At 55.9% G+C, this 17437-nt stretch carries 17 protein-coding genes and 1 pseudogene; 10 read left to right on the top strand and 8 right to left on the bottom strand.

The window, feature by feature from the left end:
- Positions 1 to 5 precede the first annotated feature (5 nt).
- From RTCIAT899_RS22790 to RTCIAT899_RS33315, 8 genes and pseudogenes are all read left to right on the top strand, one after another.
- The gene (locus tag RTCIAT899_RS22790; RefSeq protein ID WP_015342156.1) at positions 6 to 1199 is read left to right on the top strand and encodes an amino acid ABC transporter permease; all 1194 of its coding nucleotides are present in this window, start codon (positions 6 to 8) and stop codon (positions 1197 to 1199) included.
- 86 nt (positions 1200 to 1285) lie between these two features.
- Entirely contained in the window at positions 1286 to 2305 is a 1020-nt protein-coding gene (locus tag RTCIAT899_RS22795) for an amino acid ABC transporter permease (RefSeq protein WP_244441534.1), read from the top strand.
- Positions 2306 to 2640: 335 nt separating this feature from the next.
- Entirely contained in the window at positions 2641 to 2871 is a 231-nt protein-coding gene (locus tag RTCIAT899_RS22805; protein ID WP_041678106.1) for a hypothetical protein, read from the top strand.
- Positions 2872 to 3676: 805 nt separating this feature from the next.
- Positions 3677 to 5122, top strand: a complete 1446-nt coding sequence (locus RTCIAT899_RS22810) for a hypothetical protein (RefSeq protein ID WP_135488288.1) — start codon at positions 3677 to 3679, stop codon at positions 5120 to 5122.
- 148 nt (positions 5123 to 5270) lie between these two features.
- The gene (locus RTCIAT899_RS22815; RefSeq protein WP_015339037.1) at positions 5271 to 6809 is read left to right on the top strand and encodes an IS3 family transposase; all 1539 of its coding nucleotides are present in this window, start codon (positions 5271 to 5273) and stop codon (positions 6807 to 6809) included.
- Positions 6810 to 7009: 200 nt separating this feature from the next.
- Positions 7010 to 7099: pseudogene (locus RTCIAT899_RS34270) on the top strand (hypothetical protein); the annotation flags it as partial.
- Positions 7100 to 7123: 24 nt separating this feature from the next.
- Complete coding sequence (locus RTCIAT899_RS33310; RefSeq protein ID WP_244441535.1) at positions 7124 to 7462, top strand: hypothetical protein; 339 nt, start codon at positions 7124 to 7126, stop codon at positions 7460 to 7462.
- Positions 7463 to 7577: 115 nt separating this feature from the next.
- Positions 7578 to 7844, top strand: a complete 267-nt coding sequence (locus RTCIAT899_RS33315; protein WP_244441536.1) for a hypothetical protein — start codon at positions 7578 to 7580, stop codon at positions 7842 to 7844.
- A 36-nt stretch (positions 7845 to 7880) separates the two neighbouring features.
- Here the strand turns inward: RTCIAT899_RS33315 and RTCIAT899_RS22825 are convergent, their stop codons facing one another.
- The 8 genes from RTCIAT899_RS22825 to RTCIAT899_RS22860 form a co-directional block, all read right to left on the bottom strand.
- Complete coding sequence (locus tag RTCIAT899_RS22825) at positions 7881 to 8393, bottom strand: GNAT family N-acetyltransferase (RefSeq protein ID WP_015342160.1); 513 nt, start codon at positions 8391 to 8393, stop codon at positions 7881 to 7883.
- A 75-nt stretch (positions 8394 to 8468) separates the two neighbouring features.
- Positions 8469 to 8783 (bottom strand): hypothetical protein, encoded by a 315-nt coding sequence (locus tag RTCIAT899_RS22830; RefSeq protein WP_015342161.1) that lies wholly within the window; start codon positions 8781 to 8783, stop codon positions 8469 to 8471.
- A gap of 196 nt (positions 8784 to 8979) precedes the next feature.
- A complete protein-coding gene (locus tag RTCIAT899_RS22835; RefSeq protein WP_041678322.1) occupies positions 8980 to 9882 on the bottom strand; it encodes an alanine--tRNA ligase-related protein in 903 nt (300 codons plus the stop codon).
- A gap of 161 nt (positions 9883 to 10043) precedes the next feature.
- Positions 10044 to 10520: a hypothetical protein gene (locus RTCIAT899_RS22840; RefSeq protein ID WP_244441537.1), complete on the bottom strand. Its 477-nt coding sequence runs from the start codon at positions 10518 to 10520 to the stop codon at positions 10044 to 10046.
- A 138-nt stretch (positions 10521 to 10658) separates the two neighbouring features.
- Positions 10659 to 11030 carry a VOC family protein gene (locus tag RTCIAT899_RS22845; protein ID WP_015342164.1) on the bottom strand — a complete coding sequence of 124 codons (372 nt, stop codon included), beginning with the start codon at positions 11028 to 11030 and terminating at the stop codon, positions 10659 to 10661.
- Positions 11031 to 11169: 139 nt separating this feature from the next.
- Entirely contained in the window at positions 11170 to 11778 is a 609-nt protein-coding gene (locus RTCIAT899_RS22850; protein ID WP_041678108.1) for a DUF2026 family protein, read from the bottom strand.
- Between the two features lie 274 nt (positions 11779 to 12052).
- A complete protein-coding gene (locus RTCIAT899_RS22855) occupies positions 12053 to 12649 on the bottom strand; it encodes a TetR/AcrR family transcriptional regulator (protein ID WP_015342166.1) in 597 nt (198 codons plus the stop codon).
- Positions 12650 to 12841: 192 nt separating this feature from the next.
- Complete coding sequence (locus RTCIAT899_RS22860; protein ID WP_051043322.1) at positions 12842 to 14149, bottom strand: MFS transporter; 1308 nt, start codon at positions 14147 to 14149, stop codon at positions 12842 to 12844.
- Positions 14150 to 14473: 324 nt separating this feature from the next.
- Between RTCIAT899_RS22860 and RTCIAT899_RS22865 the strand changes: the two genes are divergently transcribed.
- Positions 14474 to 15424: a hypothetical protein gene (locus RTCIAT899_RS22865; RefSeq protein ID WP_051043324.1), complete on the top strand. Its 951-nt coding sequence runs from the start codon at positions 14474 to 14476 to the stop codon at positions 15422 to 15424.
- Between the two features lie 254 nt (positions 15425 to 15678).
- On the top strand, positions 15679 to 17430 hold the full coding sequence (locus RTCIAT899_RS22870; RefSeq protein WP_041678109.1) for a ShlB/FhaC/HecB family hemolysin secretion/activation protein: 1752 nt from the start codon (positions 15679 to 15681) through the stop codon (positions 17428 to 17430).
- Positions 17431 to 17437: the final 7 nt, after the last annotated feature.

A 17437-nucleotide genomic window follows, 5' to 3' on the forward strand; every position in this document is an offset into this window, starting at 1 on the left:
TTTCAATGGCTGACAGACCACAAACCCTCGGTGATTTAGGTGAGCATAAGCCGGCACATTCAGGGCCGCGCTACCGTTATCTTCTGCACGATGCCATAATCTATATCGCGTTGGCGCTCGCCGTGATGTTCGTGATTAGGAATGTCTCGAGCAACCTGGATCGGCTGCATATTACCGGGGGCTTTGCTTTTTTGCAGGGAAAGCAGGCTGGATTTGGGATATCCGAGACACTTATCGCCTACGATGCCCAGGCGAGCTATGGGCGGGCGGTGGTGGTTGGCCTCCTCAACACGCTTTTCGTTTCCTGCCTTACTATTGTTCTGTCGACCGTCCTCGGCACAGGCATCGGTGTTCTTCGCCTTGGCCGAAACCGGCTCCTGTCCAAACTTGCTCAAGCCTATGTCGAGTTGTTCAGAAATACGCCCCTCCTTCTTCAACTGATGTTCTGGTACGCGTTGATCCTCATATCGTTTCCGGGTCCGCGCGAGGCCGCTCCAATCCTTGGCATCGCCCTCTTCACCAACAGGGGCCTTTTCCTTCCCTGGGTGGTCAGTTCCGCGGGTTTCGGCTGGTTTTATGCCGCGACATCCGCCAGCATCCTGGTTGCTCTCATATGGCGATGGGTTTGCAAACGGAGGCAGCAAAGCACCGGCGTCCGGATGCCCGTATTTCTCCCCAGCCTCGCGGCATGGGCCGTGTTGCTGATCCTGTGCAAAATCTATAGCGGGGCAGAGTTATCGCTCGATTGGCCGAAGCCAACCGGCTTTCGGATTGCCGGCGGTGTATCCTTGTCGCCGGAACTGGCGACGCTTGTCATCGGGCTCACCCTCTATACCAGCGCCCTGATCGGTGAAATCGTCCGGGCAGGGATAATGTCAGTGCAGAAGGGACAGATCGAGGCCGCACGGGCGCTCGGCCTGCATGAGTTCACGATTCTGCGCCTCGTTGTTCTTCCGCTGGCCATTCGTGCAATCGTTCCCCCATTGACCAGCCAGTATCTCAGCTTGATGAAGAACTCGAGCCTGGCAGTCGCAATCGGCTATCCGGATCTCGCATCGATCATCAACACGATTATCAACCAGACGGGGCAGGCCATCGAGGGGATAGCCATTCTGATGGGCGCATACCTTTCCATCAGTATTGGAATCTCCCTGGCCCTCAACCTCTTCAACAAGCGAATGGCGCTGGTGCAGCGATGAAAGCAGTCAACCAAGCTGGTTTGGTCCAAGAGATCCAAGAGACCCCACGTCTTCCTGTGCGCTGGTTGCAGCAGACGGCGTCCGCCATGAAAGCGAGCCCGCTGAACTTGGCTGTCACGATCGTGGTCACTCTGTTGTTGGCGCGTTGCGCCTGGTCTTTCATATCGTGGGGCGTGATTAACGCTGTCTGGGATACGGATGCTACCGCATGTGCGGCGCTGAACGGGCACGGTGCTTGCTGGTCCGTCGTTACCGCGAAGTTCCGCTATATCCTGTTCGGGTCCTATCCCTTCGAACAACAGTGGCGACCCGCGGTGGGCGTCGCAGCCTTTATCGTCGCAACGCTCCTCAGTTCGCGTTCGGAACTTTGGGGCAAGGCCTTGTTCGTCATGTGGGCGTGCGTGCTCGTGCTCTTCTTCGCCTTGATGTCAGGTGGCATATTCGGCCTCGAATTCGTCCCACCCGACAAATGGGGTGGCTTGCCTTTGACCTTGGCACTCTCGATCGTCGGCGTTCTGGCTGCCCTACCACTTGGGATAGCGCTGGCCTTGGGGCGTCGCTCTCCTGTCAGATCGCTCCGTACGATCTGCATCGTCTACATCGAAACGGTACGCGGCGTGCCGCTGATTACCGTCTTGTTCATGTCGTCGATCATGCTTCCGCTCTTTCTCCCGGCTGGAATGGTCATTGGCGGCCTTGAAAGAGCGATGATCGCCATCGTGCTGTTTACCGCTGCCTATGTCGCCGAGGTCATTCGCGGTGGGCTGCAACTCGTACCGACTGGCCAGTTCGAAGCCGCGGCCTCGTTGGGCCTCGGCTATTGGAAGACAACCTCTCTGATCGTCCTGCCGCAGGCTCTAAGGATCGTCATTCCCCCTTTGGTCAATACCTTCATCGAGGTGTTCAAGGACACCACGCTTGTTATCATCGTCGGCCTTTTCGATCTCCTGAACACCACGAGAACTTCGATTCTCGAAATCACCTGGCGTCCTTATTACGTCGAAGCCTATCTCTTTGCGGGTATGATCTACTTCTTTTTCTGTTTCTATATGTCCCACATTAGCCTGCTCGTTGAGCGCCGACTGGCAAAGACTGGGCGCCACTGATGCACGCCTGCCGGTGAGCAAAGCAGCTCGTTCACATGCGATCTGTATCCCAAAGCCACCCGCCAACACGCGGATATGTCTCATTTCCTAAGGTTGAGAGAAATAATGACAAGCCGAATAGCATCTCATGTGAAGAACGACGCCGCATCTTCGTCGAACGCTGATGGTAGGTCAATCGCCGTTGAACTTGTCAATGTCAGCAAGTGGTACGGCGATTTTCGTGTTCTCCAGGAGATAAACCTCACAGTTCGGCGCGGCGAACCCGTGCCCGATCAAGGAAACCCCTACCTGTTTGGAAAAGAGACGTTTCTGACGACGAGCGCCTGGAAGATTTAGTGGATCGCAATTCCTTAACCCCGTTGGGCAGCATGGAGCCTGAGGAAGTTAAAGCATATTTGCAGATTGAATCGGAAGACGGGTCTGATGGCACATGGTACGCCCACAAAGACGTGATGGTACGGATTAATGCAAAGAGCCGGAATGGGCTGCTTTGTTACCGTCGCTTCGCCGAAAGCCCTGTACAAAAAAATCGCGACGCCGCAAATCTTTCCACCACCCGCGGCTGATACCTCGCCTAAGCGCATCTCCACCAAATGGTGGATGTCGGGTCTTCCGAAAGTTGATCCTATGACATCAGGCAGTAGGCTTGCGGCCGCACCAGCTGAGAGAAAATCTCACGCCTGACATGGCCAACCAGGACTATGCTGATCAATGCACAGCGGCAGGAAGATCATGATGTTATTTCTACTTCAATTTGAGGGGGCACACGATGACAGGATTGCGAGTTTGCGATGGATTGACCGGAGACCTGGTATTGGTGACGGGTCGAGCTATGGGTCGTCCCTGTGTGAATACCGCAGCAGACTCCATTCTGTTTGGCGGGGCGCGGGAATGGATCAACGGATCTTTTGGTCTTCTTTCGATGGAAATGCGTGGTCAGATCGGCAAATGGGCGTCCGAGGACGCACGAGCCGTCAGCCGTCATTGGCAGTTTTCAGGACAGACCATACGCAGCGCGGACGGGCGCCGGCAATGATCAGCATATCTGCTGATCAAGTTTCTATGGGGAACAATGGACGAACCAACAGGTCGGCATAGGCGACGGCTTCAGTCAGGGACCGCCAATTAAGCTTGGCGCATTCTCTAAATATCTCCGATTAAAATTCATCTGGTGTGAGAGAGGCATTAATGTCTAGATATTTTCATACTGTATCTTGGTGTTCGCGGGTTTTAATTGGCTGCGTTACAATAGCGTTGCTAGTTTTTTTCCTGGCAACAGGTCTTTCATCTGCAAAAGCAGAGCCCCGCTATTCTTTGATACGGGGCGCGCTGCTCATTGGTGGGTTTCGAAGCAACCACGATCTTCTTCAAATGTCTGCCGAAGATCAGAGAAATACTCTCATCGTGGAGCTTTCAAGCCGCACCAAGAATGACGTTCATTTCTACCAAGGGCTTAATGACGACGATTTGGGCGGCGTGGGAACAACGCTCGTTTATTTGCGGCAAACCGGCGCCCGGACCGATGCCGATTTGAAGTCCATGACTGCGGACGATATGCGCAATACGCTCATCGTCATCGCCAATCAACAATCACATCTAAGCGGTCCGTCCCTTCAGGGAAAGAGAAATGCAGAGATCCTGCAAGTGCTGATGCGACCCGAGAGATCCTACATTGGCGGCGTTCTTCTCGTTGGACAATTCCGCAATTTTGCGGATCTGAATAGGATGTCTACTGAGGACCAACGCAACACCCTCATTGTCGAATTGACAAATCGGACAGCAAATGACGTCCACTTTTATCAGGGGCTGAACGATTCCGACCTGGCTGGCACAGGAGCTATCCTCGTTTATCTGCGAATGGCTCAGATCCGGTCAGATGTCGATTTGAAGCGAATGAGCGCTGACGATATGCGCAATACCGCGATTGTCGTTCTCCATGAACAGACGCGCAGGAGCGATCTTCAGGCATTGACGAATATGCAGTTGGCTCTTGTGGCGCTGGGCACAAGGCAGCTCCCCAGTCTGGCAAATGTTCCGGATTTTCTCCAGCCGGGAGAGCACACCCTTTCGTTTCCGGCAAACCACGTGACGCTTCAATGGAGCACCAGGAGCTTTAGCGACGTTCCTGTTATCGGTACGTTCATTGGGCGGGGAACGGACTGTACCCATGGCTTCCAGCTGGCCCAGACTGCGACTGATGCAAGCGGAAAGATCGTGGCAGTCGTCGGTTGGGGACAAGTTGAAGGCGACGGTCATCCCAATTCAAATTCCGATCAATGCGTTTCCTGGACCGGGCGCCTTCTCGTCAACTTCGATATATCCCGGTTTCTCAATATTCAGACAGCACAGTTTATTCGGGGCGTGCTCTCATATCAGGAGACGGAGGCGCCTCAATGCATGACGTTAGTCTACACTCAAGGCGGCTTCCTAGCTGATACGCTTCCCTGTTGGACTGACGGGTCAGGTAATCGACAGGGGAAGCCGAACGGATGTCTGTCGCTGACGTTCCCAACAATTGACTGGCTAAACCATCCGCCTGGAAACAATCTCGTTGGATGGCACGATTTGCCCGTCCAGAAGATCAACCCTTCGAGTTGGGATGTTACGGACGTCATGAAAGGACGAGAAATCCCTCATTTCGGAGATGGCCCGCCGATTGGGCCTGGCTTCATGCTGATTGGAGAAATTCGGAGCACCGGGAATTTGACGGCTGACGACAATACGCGCTGCACATCAGAACTGAATAATATCACACTGGCGGTTACATACTCTTTGCCACCGCAACAGGAGGCATTCGACCCGCCGGTCATCAAGTAGCAGCGTCTGAGCCGGTTAAGTAAATTTGGCCGTCCAAAGGAGCGTAGCTCGGGTCGTAACCGTAGTAGTGTTGATTTCCACTGAGAGCTGACCCGGCGTGGCCTGATAGGGGATGCGGACGAAAACTTGGACCACCAGGAGGTAGTTCATGTATTCCTACGCAGACAGACTTCGCGCAGTGGAGCTTTATCTCAAGCTCGGCAAGCGGGTTAAGGCGACTATCCGGCAGTTGGGTTATCCGACCAAGAACGCCCTGAAGAGCTGGTACCGCGAGTACGAGCAGCATCTCGACGTGCGGGTTCGCAGCGTGGCTCGAGCGCCGAAATTTTCTGAGGCCGAGAAGCAGGCGGCGCTTGACCACTACCGCACTCACGATCGCTGTATCTCTTCAACGATGAGAGCGTTGGGCTATCCAGGTCGGGGGACTCTGACGGCATGGGTTCGAGAGGCGTTTCCGGAGGCGAGGACTTCGATGACTGGTCGATCCTGGCGTCCGGCCTATCCCGAGGCCTTGAAGCAGGTTGGTGTCATCGGGCTTTGCAGTGGAGAGGAAAGTGGCCAACAAGTAGCCGACCGGCTAGGCGTATGCAGACCGACGTTGTACAACTGGAGAAATCAGCTACTCGGTCATGAGGCTGCCTCATCGATGAAACGCCGCAAAACCTCTGCACCGGCACGTGAGCGCGAGGAACTCGAGCGACAGCTTGAGGCCCTCCAACGCGATGTCCGCCAATTGCAGCTCGAGCATGATCTGCTGAAGAAGGCCAATGAACTCCTAAAAAAAGGCCTGGGCGTCGATCTGCAACTCCTGAGTAATCGGGAGAAGACACAGCTGGTTGACGCCCTCAAAGATATCTATCGATTGCCAGAACTGCTTGTGCAGTTGGGAATTGCGCGAAGCTCCTACTTCTACCATCGCGCCCGAGCGAACCTGGAAGACAAGTACGTCACCATCCGTCGCAGCCTGGCGGAAATCTTCGAGAGCAACCATCGCTGCTACGGCTATCGTAGACTGCAGGCGTCTCTGGCCAGGCAGAGTGTGACAATCTCGGAAAAGGTTGTGCAGCGATTGATGAAACAGGAGTGCCTGGTCGCCGCCAGACCACGGCGACGGCGTTTTGGCTCGTACTTGGGAGAAATCAGTCCTGCACCTGAGAACCTGATCAACCGCGACTTCCATGCAAAAACACCGAACGAGAAATGGCTCACGGACATCACCGAATTCCAGATCCCAGCCGGTAAAGTGTATCTCTCGCCTATCATAGATTGCTTCGATGGCATGGTGATCAGTTGGTCGATTGGAACGCAACCTGATGCTGGGCTAGTCAACACGATGCTGGACGCCGCTATTGACACAGTTACCGATGCCGAAGGCGGAACAATCGTCCATTCGGATCGTGGAGCGCATTATCGCTGGCCCGGCTGGCTCACTCGGATCAGCGATGCGAAGCTGGTTCGTTCAATGTCCCGCAAGGGCTGTTCACAGGATAATGCAGCGTGCGAAGGCTTCTTCGGCCGATTGAAAACGGAACTCTTCTACCCTCGAGACTGGAAGAGCATCACAATCGAGCAGTTTGTCCGCGAGGTTGATGCCTACATCCGATGGTACAATGAAAAGCGCATCAAATTATCACTGGGCTCACGCAGTCCAGTCGAATATCGAGAAAGCCTTGGCCTAACTGTATAAATTAGTCCAACTTTTTATCCGCATCCCCATATTTCCATTGAGAATTGGCTCTGACTCATATTTGCTGCTGTCACAGCCGAGGCTCGTGCTGATTCACTAGAGGATCAGCATATGCAGCATCGATTTCCGCATGCCAGCCTCGCGCCGTCGGGCTTTGCGGTAGATTCCGTAAAGGTTATCGCAGATAGCGTTCAAAACGGCTGCGATCACGCCATCCCTCAGGAGCGTGCCCGGACTGCGGACGGTCCAGCCGGAGGGTTCAAAGTCGATATGTACGGCCCGCTGACCTGCCCCTCTGTGGCCGCCGAGTGGAGTTGACGATCGTGGCGCGTCGGTTTTGGTGCGATGCAGTTCCGTGCGGCCGGCGCATCTTTTGCGAACAGTTCGACAAGGGCGTGTTAGCTCGCTATGGCCGCCGCCCTCAGCGGCTCGAAACGATCGTTCATCAGCTTGGTTTGGCGTTCGGCGGCAGACCTGCCGCAGCTTTTGCCAATCGTCTGATGATGCCGGTGAGTAACGACACACTGCTGCGGGTGGTCCGTCGACGGATTGAGAATCAGAAAGATGAGCTAACTGTCGTCGACATTGATGATTTCGCCTTCAGGCGCGGCCAGATCTGCGGAACAATCGTTTGCGGTTCTGCAGCGCCGTAAACCCGTCACCCTGTTACCGGATCGTGCGCTGGGCACGTCTTGGGCATGGCTCGCCGGGCACTAGTCGATATCGATCGTCGCCCGCGATCGGCGCGGTGGTTATGGCGAGGCCATCGTGAAGGCTTTGCCGCACGCTGAGCAGGTCGCCGACCGTTGGCACCTGATGGAAAATTCCAGCCGGGCTTTTCTCGATGCCGTCGGCAAATCGATGCGTCAGATTAGGCAAACGGTCGGCAGCAACGTCGTTGATCCGAAGCTTCTAACGTACGCAGAGAAGCCCCAGTACGAGGGATATCTGCGCCGTCAGGTGATGAATGAGGCGATCCGGGAGCTGTCGAAGAAGGGAACCTCAATTCGAAAGATCGTCCGGCAAACTGTCTAAGCGATAGTTTAATTACGCTCCTATGACGCACGAATGTCAGCGTTTGGGGGGATCGCACCTCAAACTAGCAACGTCGACTGTCATGACGATCAATTCAGTTTTTATGTCGCCAAGCAGTTTAGAATCCTCTCGACCGACTTCTGTGAAGCCGCGCTTTCGGTAAAAGGTCTGCGCCACTTCGCTCGTCTGAAGAACCCGTATTTCAAGGCTTTGGGCTCCTTTAAGCTCACTGACGACCTTTGCAAGCAAAGCGGAGCCCAGTCCGCCGCGCTGGCGGTCCGGCAGGACATATAGACCCCAGAGATATGCCGTGCTCCCCCGTTCCAAGACGATAGCGCTGCCTAAAAGACGACGGTCAGACGTCACACAATATCCGCGCTCTCCGTTTTCGGGGAGCATGCTAGCGGTCCCATTTTCGTCGAGATCGGCCAACATTTTAGCCAGGACATCGTCACCAAGGCTTGGACCATAAGTAGCCGTCCACGTCTCTCGCCATAAATGGATTAAATCCGAAGTGTCCGATTTCGTTATTTCGCGGATCTCAAACATCTGACATCTCGGGACTATGAGAGGGTGGTCAACGTGATCGTTGATCGAGATGATAAAGGGCTCATTCCCGAGCCTTCATGGCTCGACTTCTGTAATTCGAAACTCAGTGCCGGTATCACGCACGATGTGCAGGTCACGTATCATCTCCGCCGCATGCAGCAGCCCGTGGTGCCATTCCGCCTGCGACATCCTGGCAGCTCCCGCCGAAACAGTACGAATGAAAATCAGCGCATCCTTGCCTGGCACTGGGACGATCCCGAGTTCCTGGCGTAGTTGTCGGATTGTATCGACAGATCTATCAAGCAGATCGCTGACCTGATGGGCAGACAGTTTCTCCACCCCATTTGCTGCTCGCACGAGATCAGCAATAAAATCTGTTGTGACGGTCACGGAAATCCCAGAATCGCAGTCAAGGTCCTCGCCTCAAAGTCGGCCTACCTTCGGTCGAAATCAAGTTGGAGTTGTCTTCCCTAGTCCGGCCATCAGTCGGTTCCGAGGTGAGGAAATGCGCCAGGAGAGGAGGAAGCCCGGCGCATTGTTGTTCGCATCGCCTCCCGCGCTTGTTATCAGGAGGCGATGTGCCTTGCTATTCGTCGCCGCGCTCGTGCATCTCAGCGACGTCGATGCCGTGCGTGTCGAACCACCATTCCGGGCTCATGTCAGGATGTTTCTCGCGAAGGCGGCGATACCTCGAACGCAGTCGCTGCTGACGCCCGACCTCTTGCTCGAAATAGGGATGGTCCAGCGTTCCGCCCATCACATGGATACGGCGGAGGAGCTTTCGCAGGACGTATCCTTGCTCCTTGTTTCCTGGCCGATAGCCGCTTTCCACGATCCGCATGACCGTATCGCGCAATGTGGCTAGCGCATCATCCGGAGGCGTTCCGTTCAAGATCATGTCGAGGCGCTCGGCACCGAAACCAACGTCGATGCAGGTTCCGAGCGGATTGACGATGTTTCCGATCTCGATGCCATCCTTGTAGAATTCTGTGCAGTAGCCGCTGACGTTGCCGTCGCTCCAGGTGCATTCCTCATCCGGAACGATGGGAATGCGGCCACGATATAACGGCGTCCAATCCTCCAATCGGTCCGGATGGATCGTGACGTGATCCGGCACCAGGCCGAGTGTTCCAAGAAACTCGATCCAGAAGTCGATGGCGTCGCCGACGGTCATTTCTCGAAACGAGAAAAGCCCGAGCATCGTGAAGTGGAGGAAATGCGTTCCGTCCCCGATCTCGTCTAGATCGCCCATTCTCAGGCAGGCCTGAGAGTTCGCAAGGGTTCCAATGTAGGATGGATCGGAGAAGAGGGGCTTGTACTGCTGCATCCCAGCGCTGCAGAAGAGCGTGGTATTATCGTGCGGCCGTACGGAATCTATGCGTGTGAAGTCAATGCCTTTGGAAAGGCAGAAGTCTTGGTATTGCTGGATCAGGCGTCCCGCGATGTCATAGGCAACCTCCTTTGTTGTTCGTGTGCCCTTGAAAAATATAGTTGCATCGCATCCAAACGGCAATCACCGCTCTGTGCTGAAATTGCTCTTCGCGAGCCGGTCTGCCGATTTATGAAGCTCGCCCTTCGCCGCTCCCAAAGGTGTTGCCTGGTAGGCCTGCATCGGGGCTCTCCGGGTACGGCTCCGTCACCTTTGGCTTATCAGTTTCTGGGGTACCGAAGCCAGGTGCGTACCGAGGCCAGGATGCTTTCCTTCACCTCGGCCATCCACTTTCGAACGATCTCAACGCGATCCATAATCCATTTGAGCCACGCGTAGGTTAGCAGCTTTTCACGACCCGCGTGGAACAGGCGCTCAACCAGGAGAAAGCTCATTAGGTAGGCCAGTGCGATTATGACAAGCCCGGAGATCACGTGGCCCCGAGCGATCACGACCAATGCATAAATCTTCAGGGGTTCGGCAATCGCCAGCGGAACGACAAAGAGAACGAGAATGGCGCTTCGTGGCAAGGATCCGACATACTCGCCGAAGTGCTTCACGATGGAAAGCGAAGCAAACCAGTGCACAAGCGGCCGATAAACGGGCCGGGCGATCTCGCTGATGATGACGAGCACGGCTATGATGAGCCGCAGGGGCAGTAATAGGAGCTGCCAGGCAGACTGGCGTTGGTGTTTCATGACCATATTCGAATGCCTGGAATCGCCATCAATCGGTTGACGTTATGCAGCCTGTTTGATCTTCGCCAAAATTCGCCACTTCATCAAAAATGCCGTCTTCCGTTGAACGGTAGAGCAGGTTGATCTTCTCGAAACAAGCTATCTGACACGCCATGGCGGGTTGATGCGATTTTGCCCAGCAAAATACAACAGGACGCGATTGCCACCAGGATCAAACAGTTCGGCTTCCCGCCACAGCCAACTTTTATCTTCCGGCGGGCTGGTGAAATAAAGTCCCTTCTTCTCCAGTTGGCTAACCGTTTCGTCCAAATCGTCACATTCAAAATACACCGTTGTCCCGCCACCGTTGCTTTCGCCTTGGTGCAGCGAAAACGTGCTATCGCCGTCAGGGCATAAGAGGCGGGCATAGTGAGGACGGGCGTCGACGACGGGCTTGAGGCCAAGGGTACAATAGAAGTTCCAGCCTGCATCGAGGTCAGGCATCGTTACCGTCACTTGATTCAAGCGCATGATCCGTGTCCTCCAGAAACAACCCTTTGTTGCCGTAATATATGGGCGAGGGCACCGCATCATGCAGCCACCGTGCGCAAGAAAATTCAAGGCGAGCGCGAGGATATTGTAATCGTGTGGGGATGTGCTCCTGTAACGACTACCAGGCACCAACGAGGGAGTTGCCGATGAGCGGTACGGCGCTGGATTTGCCATCCTGATGCCGCACCGTGATCGATGCCTGCATCTTCCTCGGAGATTTCCGAAACCAGTTCGCGGCGAGGCTGGCCAGGTCTCCAATCATCGGATTCTTTTGCCAGTCCGCGAAACGTCGGCTCGTTGCATCAGGTTCGGAACGATAGAAGAAATCGCCGGACTGGCTCAAATCATTGATGGACGGGCGCATCGACGAGAGTGGCCGCTGAAACATCTTTGGCGGTATCACCAAACCCGAGGTGCTTTGTGAGAACGTAGGGGTCATGAAATCGATCGCCCAATCGTCAGCCACCACCCAGCAATGGAAATTCTCACCAGCGCCCGAGACATAACCGTCGTCGCGCTGGTCTGCGAACAGGATGTACTTTCCGTCGAGGTTGTACGCCGCCAGCCCGCTTTTTGCCTTTGCCTTGATCTTGAAGTGCTGTTCGAGGATGAAGGCTCCGAAGGTGCTGAAATACATCGAAGCCGTAGCGGGATTGGCGTTTTCGTTGACAAGCAGGCTGTTGATGACCCGGTAAATCCGATTGTAGTCGCTTTGGGTGATCAACATCACCGGTTCCCCTTAATCCAGATGGCTGGCATTCCCGTAAGTGACGACAGAGGCCGTGTAAACTCCATATGCGATGGGTTGCCACGACAAAATCCACCATAGGTGGCTCATTCACCTCAGGACGAAAATCTTCGTAATTCCATAACTCGCATCGACGCCGGATCGGATGGCCTAAGTCATTGATAATATGTGATGTGACACGAAAACAGCGCTTCGATTCCCTTCAAGAGCAAAGATGCTCGGAACATGTTCCCTACGAATTTCCGTGAGTCCGTTACAGCCCGGCCGGCTCGGCACAACCGAACAGGATTGCTTGGCTCATCTGCCGGTAGCGTGCCGTGATTTCCTCTGACGAAGGTGCGAAAAAACTTTGATTGGTTCCACGAGCACCGTCGCAAAGCAGCTGCACCAAGGTTTCGATCGATATTGTGGGTCGAAGCGTCAATTGGCCATTGGCGATTATTTGTTGGAGTAATGCAGCGAAATTGGCCTGGAAAACTGTTGCCGCTTCGACCATCTCCGGACGGCAGAGGCGAAATGCGTAGTCGTTGACTTCAAGCGCGAAGGGTGAAAGCACCAATTTCCTTCTCGTATCACCATATCGAACATCGAGCACCGCCGTGACGATATCAAGGACATCGGCGCCCGCCGAAAGCAGCCTGGTGCCTTCGCTAAGACTGCCCAGTCGGGTGCGTTGATTGTTTTGGCGAACCATTGCCTGGAAGGCTTCTTCCTTGCTGCTGAAGTGATGATAGAGGCCTCGGCGCGTAATATTGCAATATTTTGCCAGTTTGCTCATTGTCATGGCTTCATAGCCATGATCGAGAAAACTTTGGGTAATATTGGAAACCAGGACTTCGTAGGCCGACATGCAACGCGCTTTCAACGATTCTCTCGGGTCAATCTATAAGATGCGGCGTGAACATCGAGCAAAAATGGCGTGCATTCGGTACGCGGTTCCTCTGAGGATTGCTGTAGTCGTGCAAAGTTCTCGTGGCGAACCGGGAGAGCAGCCTGACAATCCTGATCTTCAAACGTGGCTTTGTCCCGATAGACCCGATTTTCATATCGCGCGCGCCGCTGTGTTGTCCGGTTCGAGTTTGTAGTGGAAGATGGCCACCAACGCCAAAGCCGACGAGACGACGAGAGCGGCAGTCGATACGATGCTGAGTGCGACGCCAATCTTGTTTGGATCGCCGATGATGTTCTGGCTTACAAACCCGACCACTGTGGGACCGACACCCATGCCGACGAGTGTCACGATCAGAACGCCGACTGCGCTTGAGATGCCACGCATGCGGGACGGCGTGATGTCCTGAAGCGCTGGAGGACCGTTCGCAACAATGATGGTGGAAAAAAATGTTGCGGTAGATATCAAGGCAAGCGCGGCGTTGAGCGTCGAAGCAAAAGGTACTACCGCGGTGAATAGCGATGCAACCAGCGCAGCGCCGCACATGAGGATGCGGCGAGCGGCTGCAATACCACGTCGAACCAGGCTATCGCCGAGTACTGCACCAAGGATCAGCCCCGATACACTGGAGGCAATAAAGAGTGGTCCGAGGCTAAAGCCGATGGCGACTGGCGGCATATGAAAGGTGCGGATCAACACGGTGGGGATCCATGCGCTGTAGCTATAGGCTTGGGTCGCCGCGAAGGCCAGGCAGAAATAAAGGCTCGCGAGTTCTACCCGGTTATTCGAAAAATAGGCACGGATCTCGACTATGCCAGGTACAGGGCCTGGAACAGTTCCGGAATGCTTACGGGGTTCCTTGAGGCTTGCAGCCCAAAGGGCGACAGCGATGCCAGGCAGTCCGATGAAGACGAATACCATCTGCCATATGTGCTGCATGCCCAGCAGAACGAAGATGTTCCCTGCGCTCGACAATTCATGAAGAACCGTCGCTGCCAAAACAAGCGATAGACCAGCTCCGATGAATGCGCCTGTGCTGTAAATGCTTATTGCAAGTCCGCGTCGCCGGGTGGCGAACAAATCGCTGATCAGGGAATAGGCGGCGGGTGTGAGGGCCGCTTCTCCCAATGCGACACCTGTCCGGCACAGCAAAAGAGCTCCGAAACTGTCTGCGAAGCCGCAAGCGGCTGTCATGATGCTCCAGAGCGCGATTCCCACGGCGGCGATCCACACACGGTTTCCGGTATCAACTAAGCGGCCCAGCGGCAATCCGGCGGTTGCCAGAACAATGGCGAAGGTGAAACCCTGCAACAGGCCGATCTGCAGATCCGTCAAATGAAGGTCCTGTCTCAGCGGCTCCGCCAGGAGACCAAGTATTTGCCGGTCGAGATAAGACAAGGTGGAGGCGATGGTCAGAACGCCCAAGGTATAGGGCGGGTTAATCGGTCTGGGTGAGGGCATCCGCTCAGGTCCTTTTGGCAAACCAATGGTTTTGGCGATGACATGAAGCGTACATTAAATCTCCCACCTTCTGACGCGAGTACCATTCGATACCGGTCGATTTCTCAGATTACAACAATATGAGAAACATTCTCATTGACAAGTGACCGGCGATCCGGCATTTACTTCTCATATTTTGAAAATGTGAGAAGTTTTTAGACTTCGCCAAAGAATTGCGGGTCGAGGCAGCGCTCCTAGTCAGCAAGTGGACCGGAACGATCTGACGAGGACTTTGGATGGTTCCGTTGGCGGATTCGCTAGCCGGAGATCGCATTCTTGGGACAGATGATAGAATTTCCGGATGCATTTCCATCTGTTGAAGGCGAGGAAGCAAACGATCGGTTGCGGGGCGGCGTGAGCGACATGATTTCACGCGCTGCCTTCCCATCTGCCGTCTTTTTCCTGGCTTCGGCGATGTTCGAGGCTCACAAGCAATCGCCGCGTGCCGCAGCGCTGTTTGCAACACAGCAGCGTTGGCTCCTGAGCCATGCCGCAGTCGCTCACTTTTTTCGGCCCATCGGCGATGTAGAGCCGGGTCTCAGCCGTAGAAGCCTCGGCCTTCTGGCAACCTTCCTTGGTCTTGCGAGCCGCAATACAGCCTATACCTTCTTCGATGAATCGATGAAGTATGGCGTCATTCAGGCGATCGACACTCAGGTCGCTGGCCATCGTGGATGGGCAAAACCATCGCTTGAATCCCTGTCTCTCCTGGCGCTCTGGTACAATCTGCATTTCCAGGCGCTCGATCTGCTCGATGACGGACAAAGATATGTGCAATTCTCCACGCAATGGGAGAGCTTGCTTCCGTTGATCCAGCCGGTCGTGGCGAATGCTCTGTTCTTCACTCCCGAAGTGCGCACGCCGGGACCGCTCTACAGGATCTTCAGCTGGATCGATTCGGGTGGCTGGGTGATGGATCGGCTGATCGCAGGTGTCGATTGGCAAAGCTTTCCGCAGCCGGAGCGATATCTCACGGACGTCAGCTCCATTGCATATCTGGCGCGAGCGACGGGTCTTTCGAGTGCGCATACCAGCCGCAAGATCTCGGAAGCTCAAGCGATTGGAGGACTTGGCTGGGCTGGGCGGCCGGGACATTCGCCGATGTGGATTTCGCGCGGCTTCTACGAGGAATATGCGCAGTTCCAGGCGCAAAAGCTGATCATCCTCGATGGCGCGCTCACCAACGCTTTAAGCGGTGGGGCGGCTGTTTCTCAGGGAGCCTGCAATTGCGAATAAGACGGTCTGTCTTCCTTGGCGTTTGCCGACATTCGCCTGCGGAGACTCCTCAAGATCTCCCAAGTCAAAAATGGATGCTGACCTCTGTAGCCAACTTTATTAGTCCTGCTGCGGGGAGGGGTCGTGTCGGCAATTTTCGACCATTCCTTGCGGAATTGCTTCGAACACGACTGCGTATGCTGAGATTGAGGTTCATTTTGACTTTCGGATACCGTTTTTTCCGATCCTTGGGACTGGCCGCGAGCGTTGCAGTGATGGCGCCGGCATGCCTTGCCTTTGCGCAGACCGCCTCGCAGGTGACGCCGCAGAGCTTCGAGCCGCAGTTGCAGAAGCAGAACAGCGGCATCGTCATTCCCGAAGCGTCCGGCCCGGTCGCGCCCAAGGGGGCGGAGAAGCTCACCGTCCGCCTGAAGGCCGTCAAGGTGGAAGGTGGGTTTCCTGACTTTGCCGAGGACGAGGTGCGCGTGACGAAGAGCCTGACCGGCGGTCCCGTGACGGCGGCCGCCCTCTTCGAGGCGGTGGGTCAGCTCGAGCGGGCCTATGGCGCCAAGGGATACGGCCTGGTGCGTGTGGTGCTGCCGGCGCAGCGCCTGGTCGATGGCGCGACCTTGCGCATCGTTGTCATAGACGGCTTCGTCGAAAGCATCGACACCTCGCATCTTCCCGACAATATCCGCGAACGCATTGCCGAGATGCTCTCGCCGCTGGTGGGCGAGAAGGGGATGTCCAACGATGAGATCGAGCGTCGGCTGCTTTTGGCGGGCGATCTGCCGGGCACGGTGCTGCGTTCGACGCTGTCGCGCGGCACGAAGCCCGGCGGCAGCGTCCTGACGATCGAGGCGCGCTACAAGCCGGTCACGGGCTTCATCTCGGGCGACAACAATTCCACCGACGCGCTCGGCAAATACAACACCGGCGTAGGTCTGGACTTCAATTCCGTATTCGGCTTCGGTGAACTCTTCTATCTGAGAGCCTCGGGCGCGCCGCGTTTCGGCGTTGACGAAGGCTATTTCACCGGCGCGCCGCGCAACCGGTCCTTGGCCGGCGGTGTAACCCTGCCGATCGGCATCGACGGGCTGACGCTGAACCTTGAAGCCACCGCCTCGCGCACGACGCCGGAGGCGAGCGCATCCGGGCTGCAGTTCATGTCGGACTTCACCCGCTATTCGGCACGGCTTGCCTATCCGCTGATCCGCTCGCGCGAGTTCACGCTCAACCTCAATGGCGGCTTTGATGCGCAGGACGAAGAACTACAGCTTCTTAATGGCGGCGGTGCCGCACTGTCGAAGGATCAGCTGCGCATCCTGCGCGCGGGCGCGGATCTTTCCTGGTATGTGTCCGGCGACGCGCTCGTCAGCGCCGGCCTGACTGGGTCTTTCGGCATCAATGGGCTTGGGGCACGCAGCGCGGCCGATGCCAATGGCAGCGGCACACCCTTGTCACGCCAAGGCGCGGATGCCGATTTCCAGAAGGTCGAGGTCAATCTCGGCTATCGCCAGCCGATCGTAGAGCATCTGGTTTTCGATCTCCGCGCGAAGGCGCAGACCTCCTTCGGCCAGCCGCTGCTCAATTCCGAGCAGATCGGCCTCGTCTCCTCATCGGGCCTGTCGAGCTTCCCGACCGGCTCGATGCAGGGCGATTCCGGCTTCGTGCTGCGCGCCGAGGCGCAGTTCCCCTTCGTTACCAGCTTCACCTTGCCGTTCGGCTGGCCGGAATTCCCGGCGCAACAGGGAACCAGTCTGCCGGATGGAAAGACCACGACCGGCGGCGTGGTGGTTTCGCCTTACCTGTTCGGCGCCTATGGCGGCGTCAAGCTCTACCAGCCGACGGCGCTGGAAAGTGGCTTCTCGCGCGGCGCGGCCTATGGCCTCGGCCTGCGGCTGGCAGCGGCCGAGCAGGCAAGCTTCAACAGCACCAACGTCAATCTTGAATATGGCCGTGTCGAGCACTTCGGCGATGGCTCCAACGACAACCGCTTCACCGTCTCGGCGGCGTTTCAGTTTTAGGATAGCA

The organism is Rhizobium tropici CIAT 899 (assembly GCF_000330885.1).
GTDB lineage: Bacteria > Pseudomonadota > Alphaproteobacteria > Rhizobiales > Rhizobiaceae > Rhizobium > Rhizobium tropici.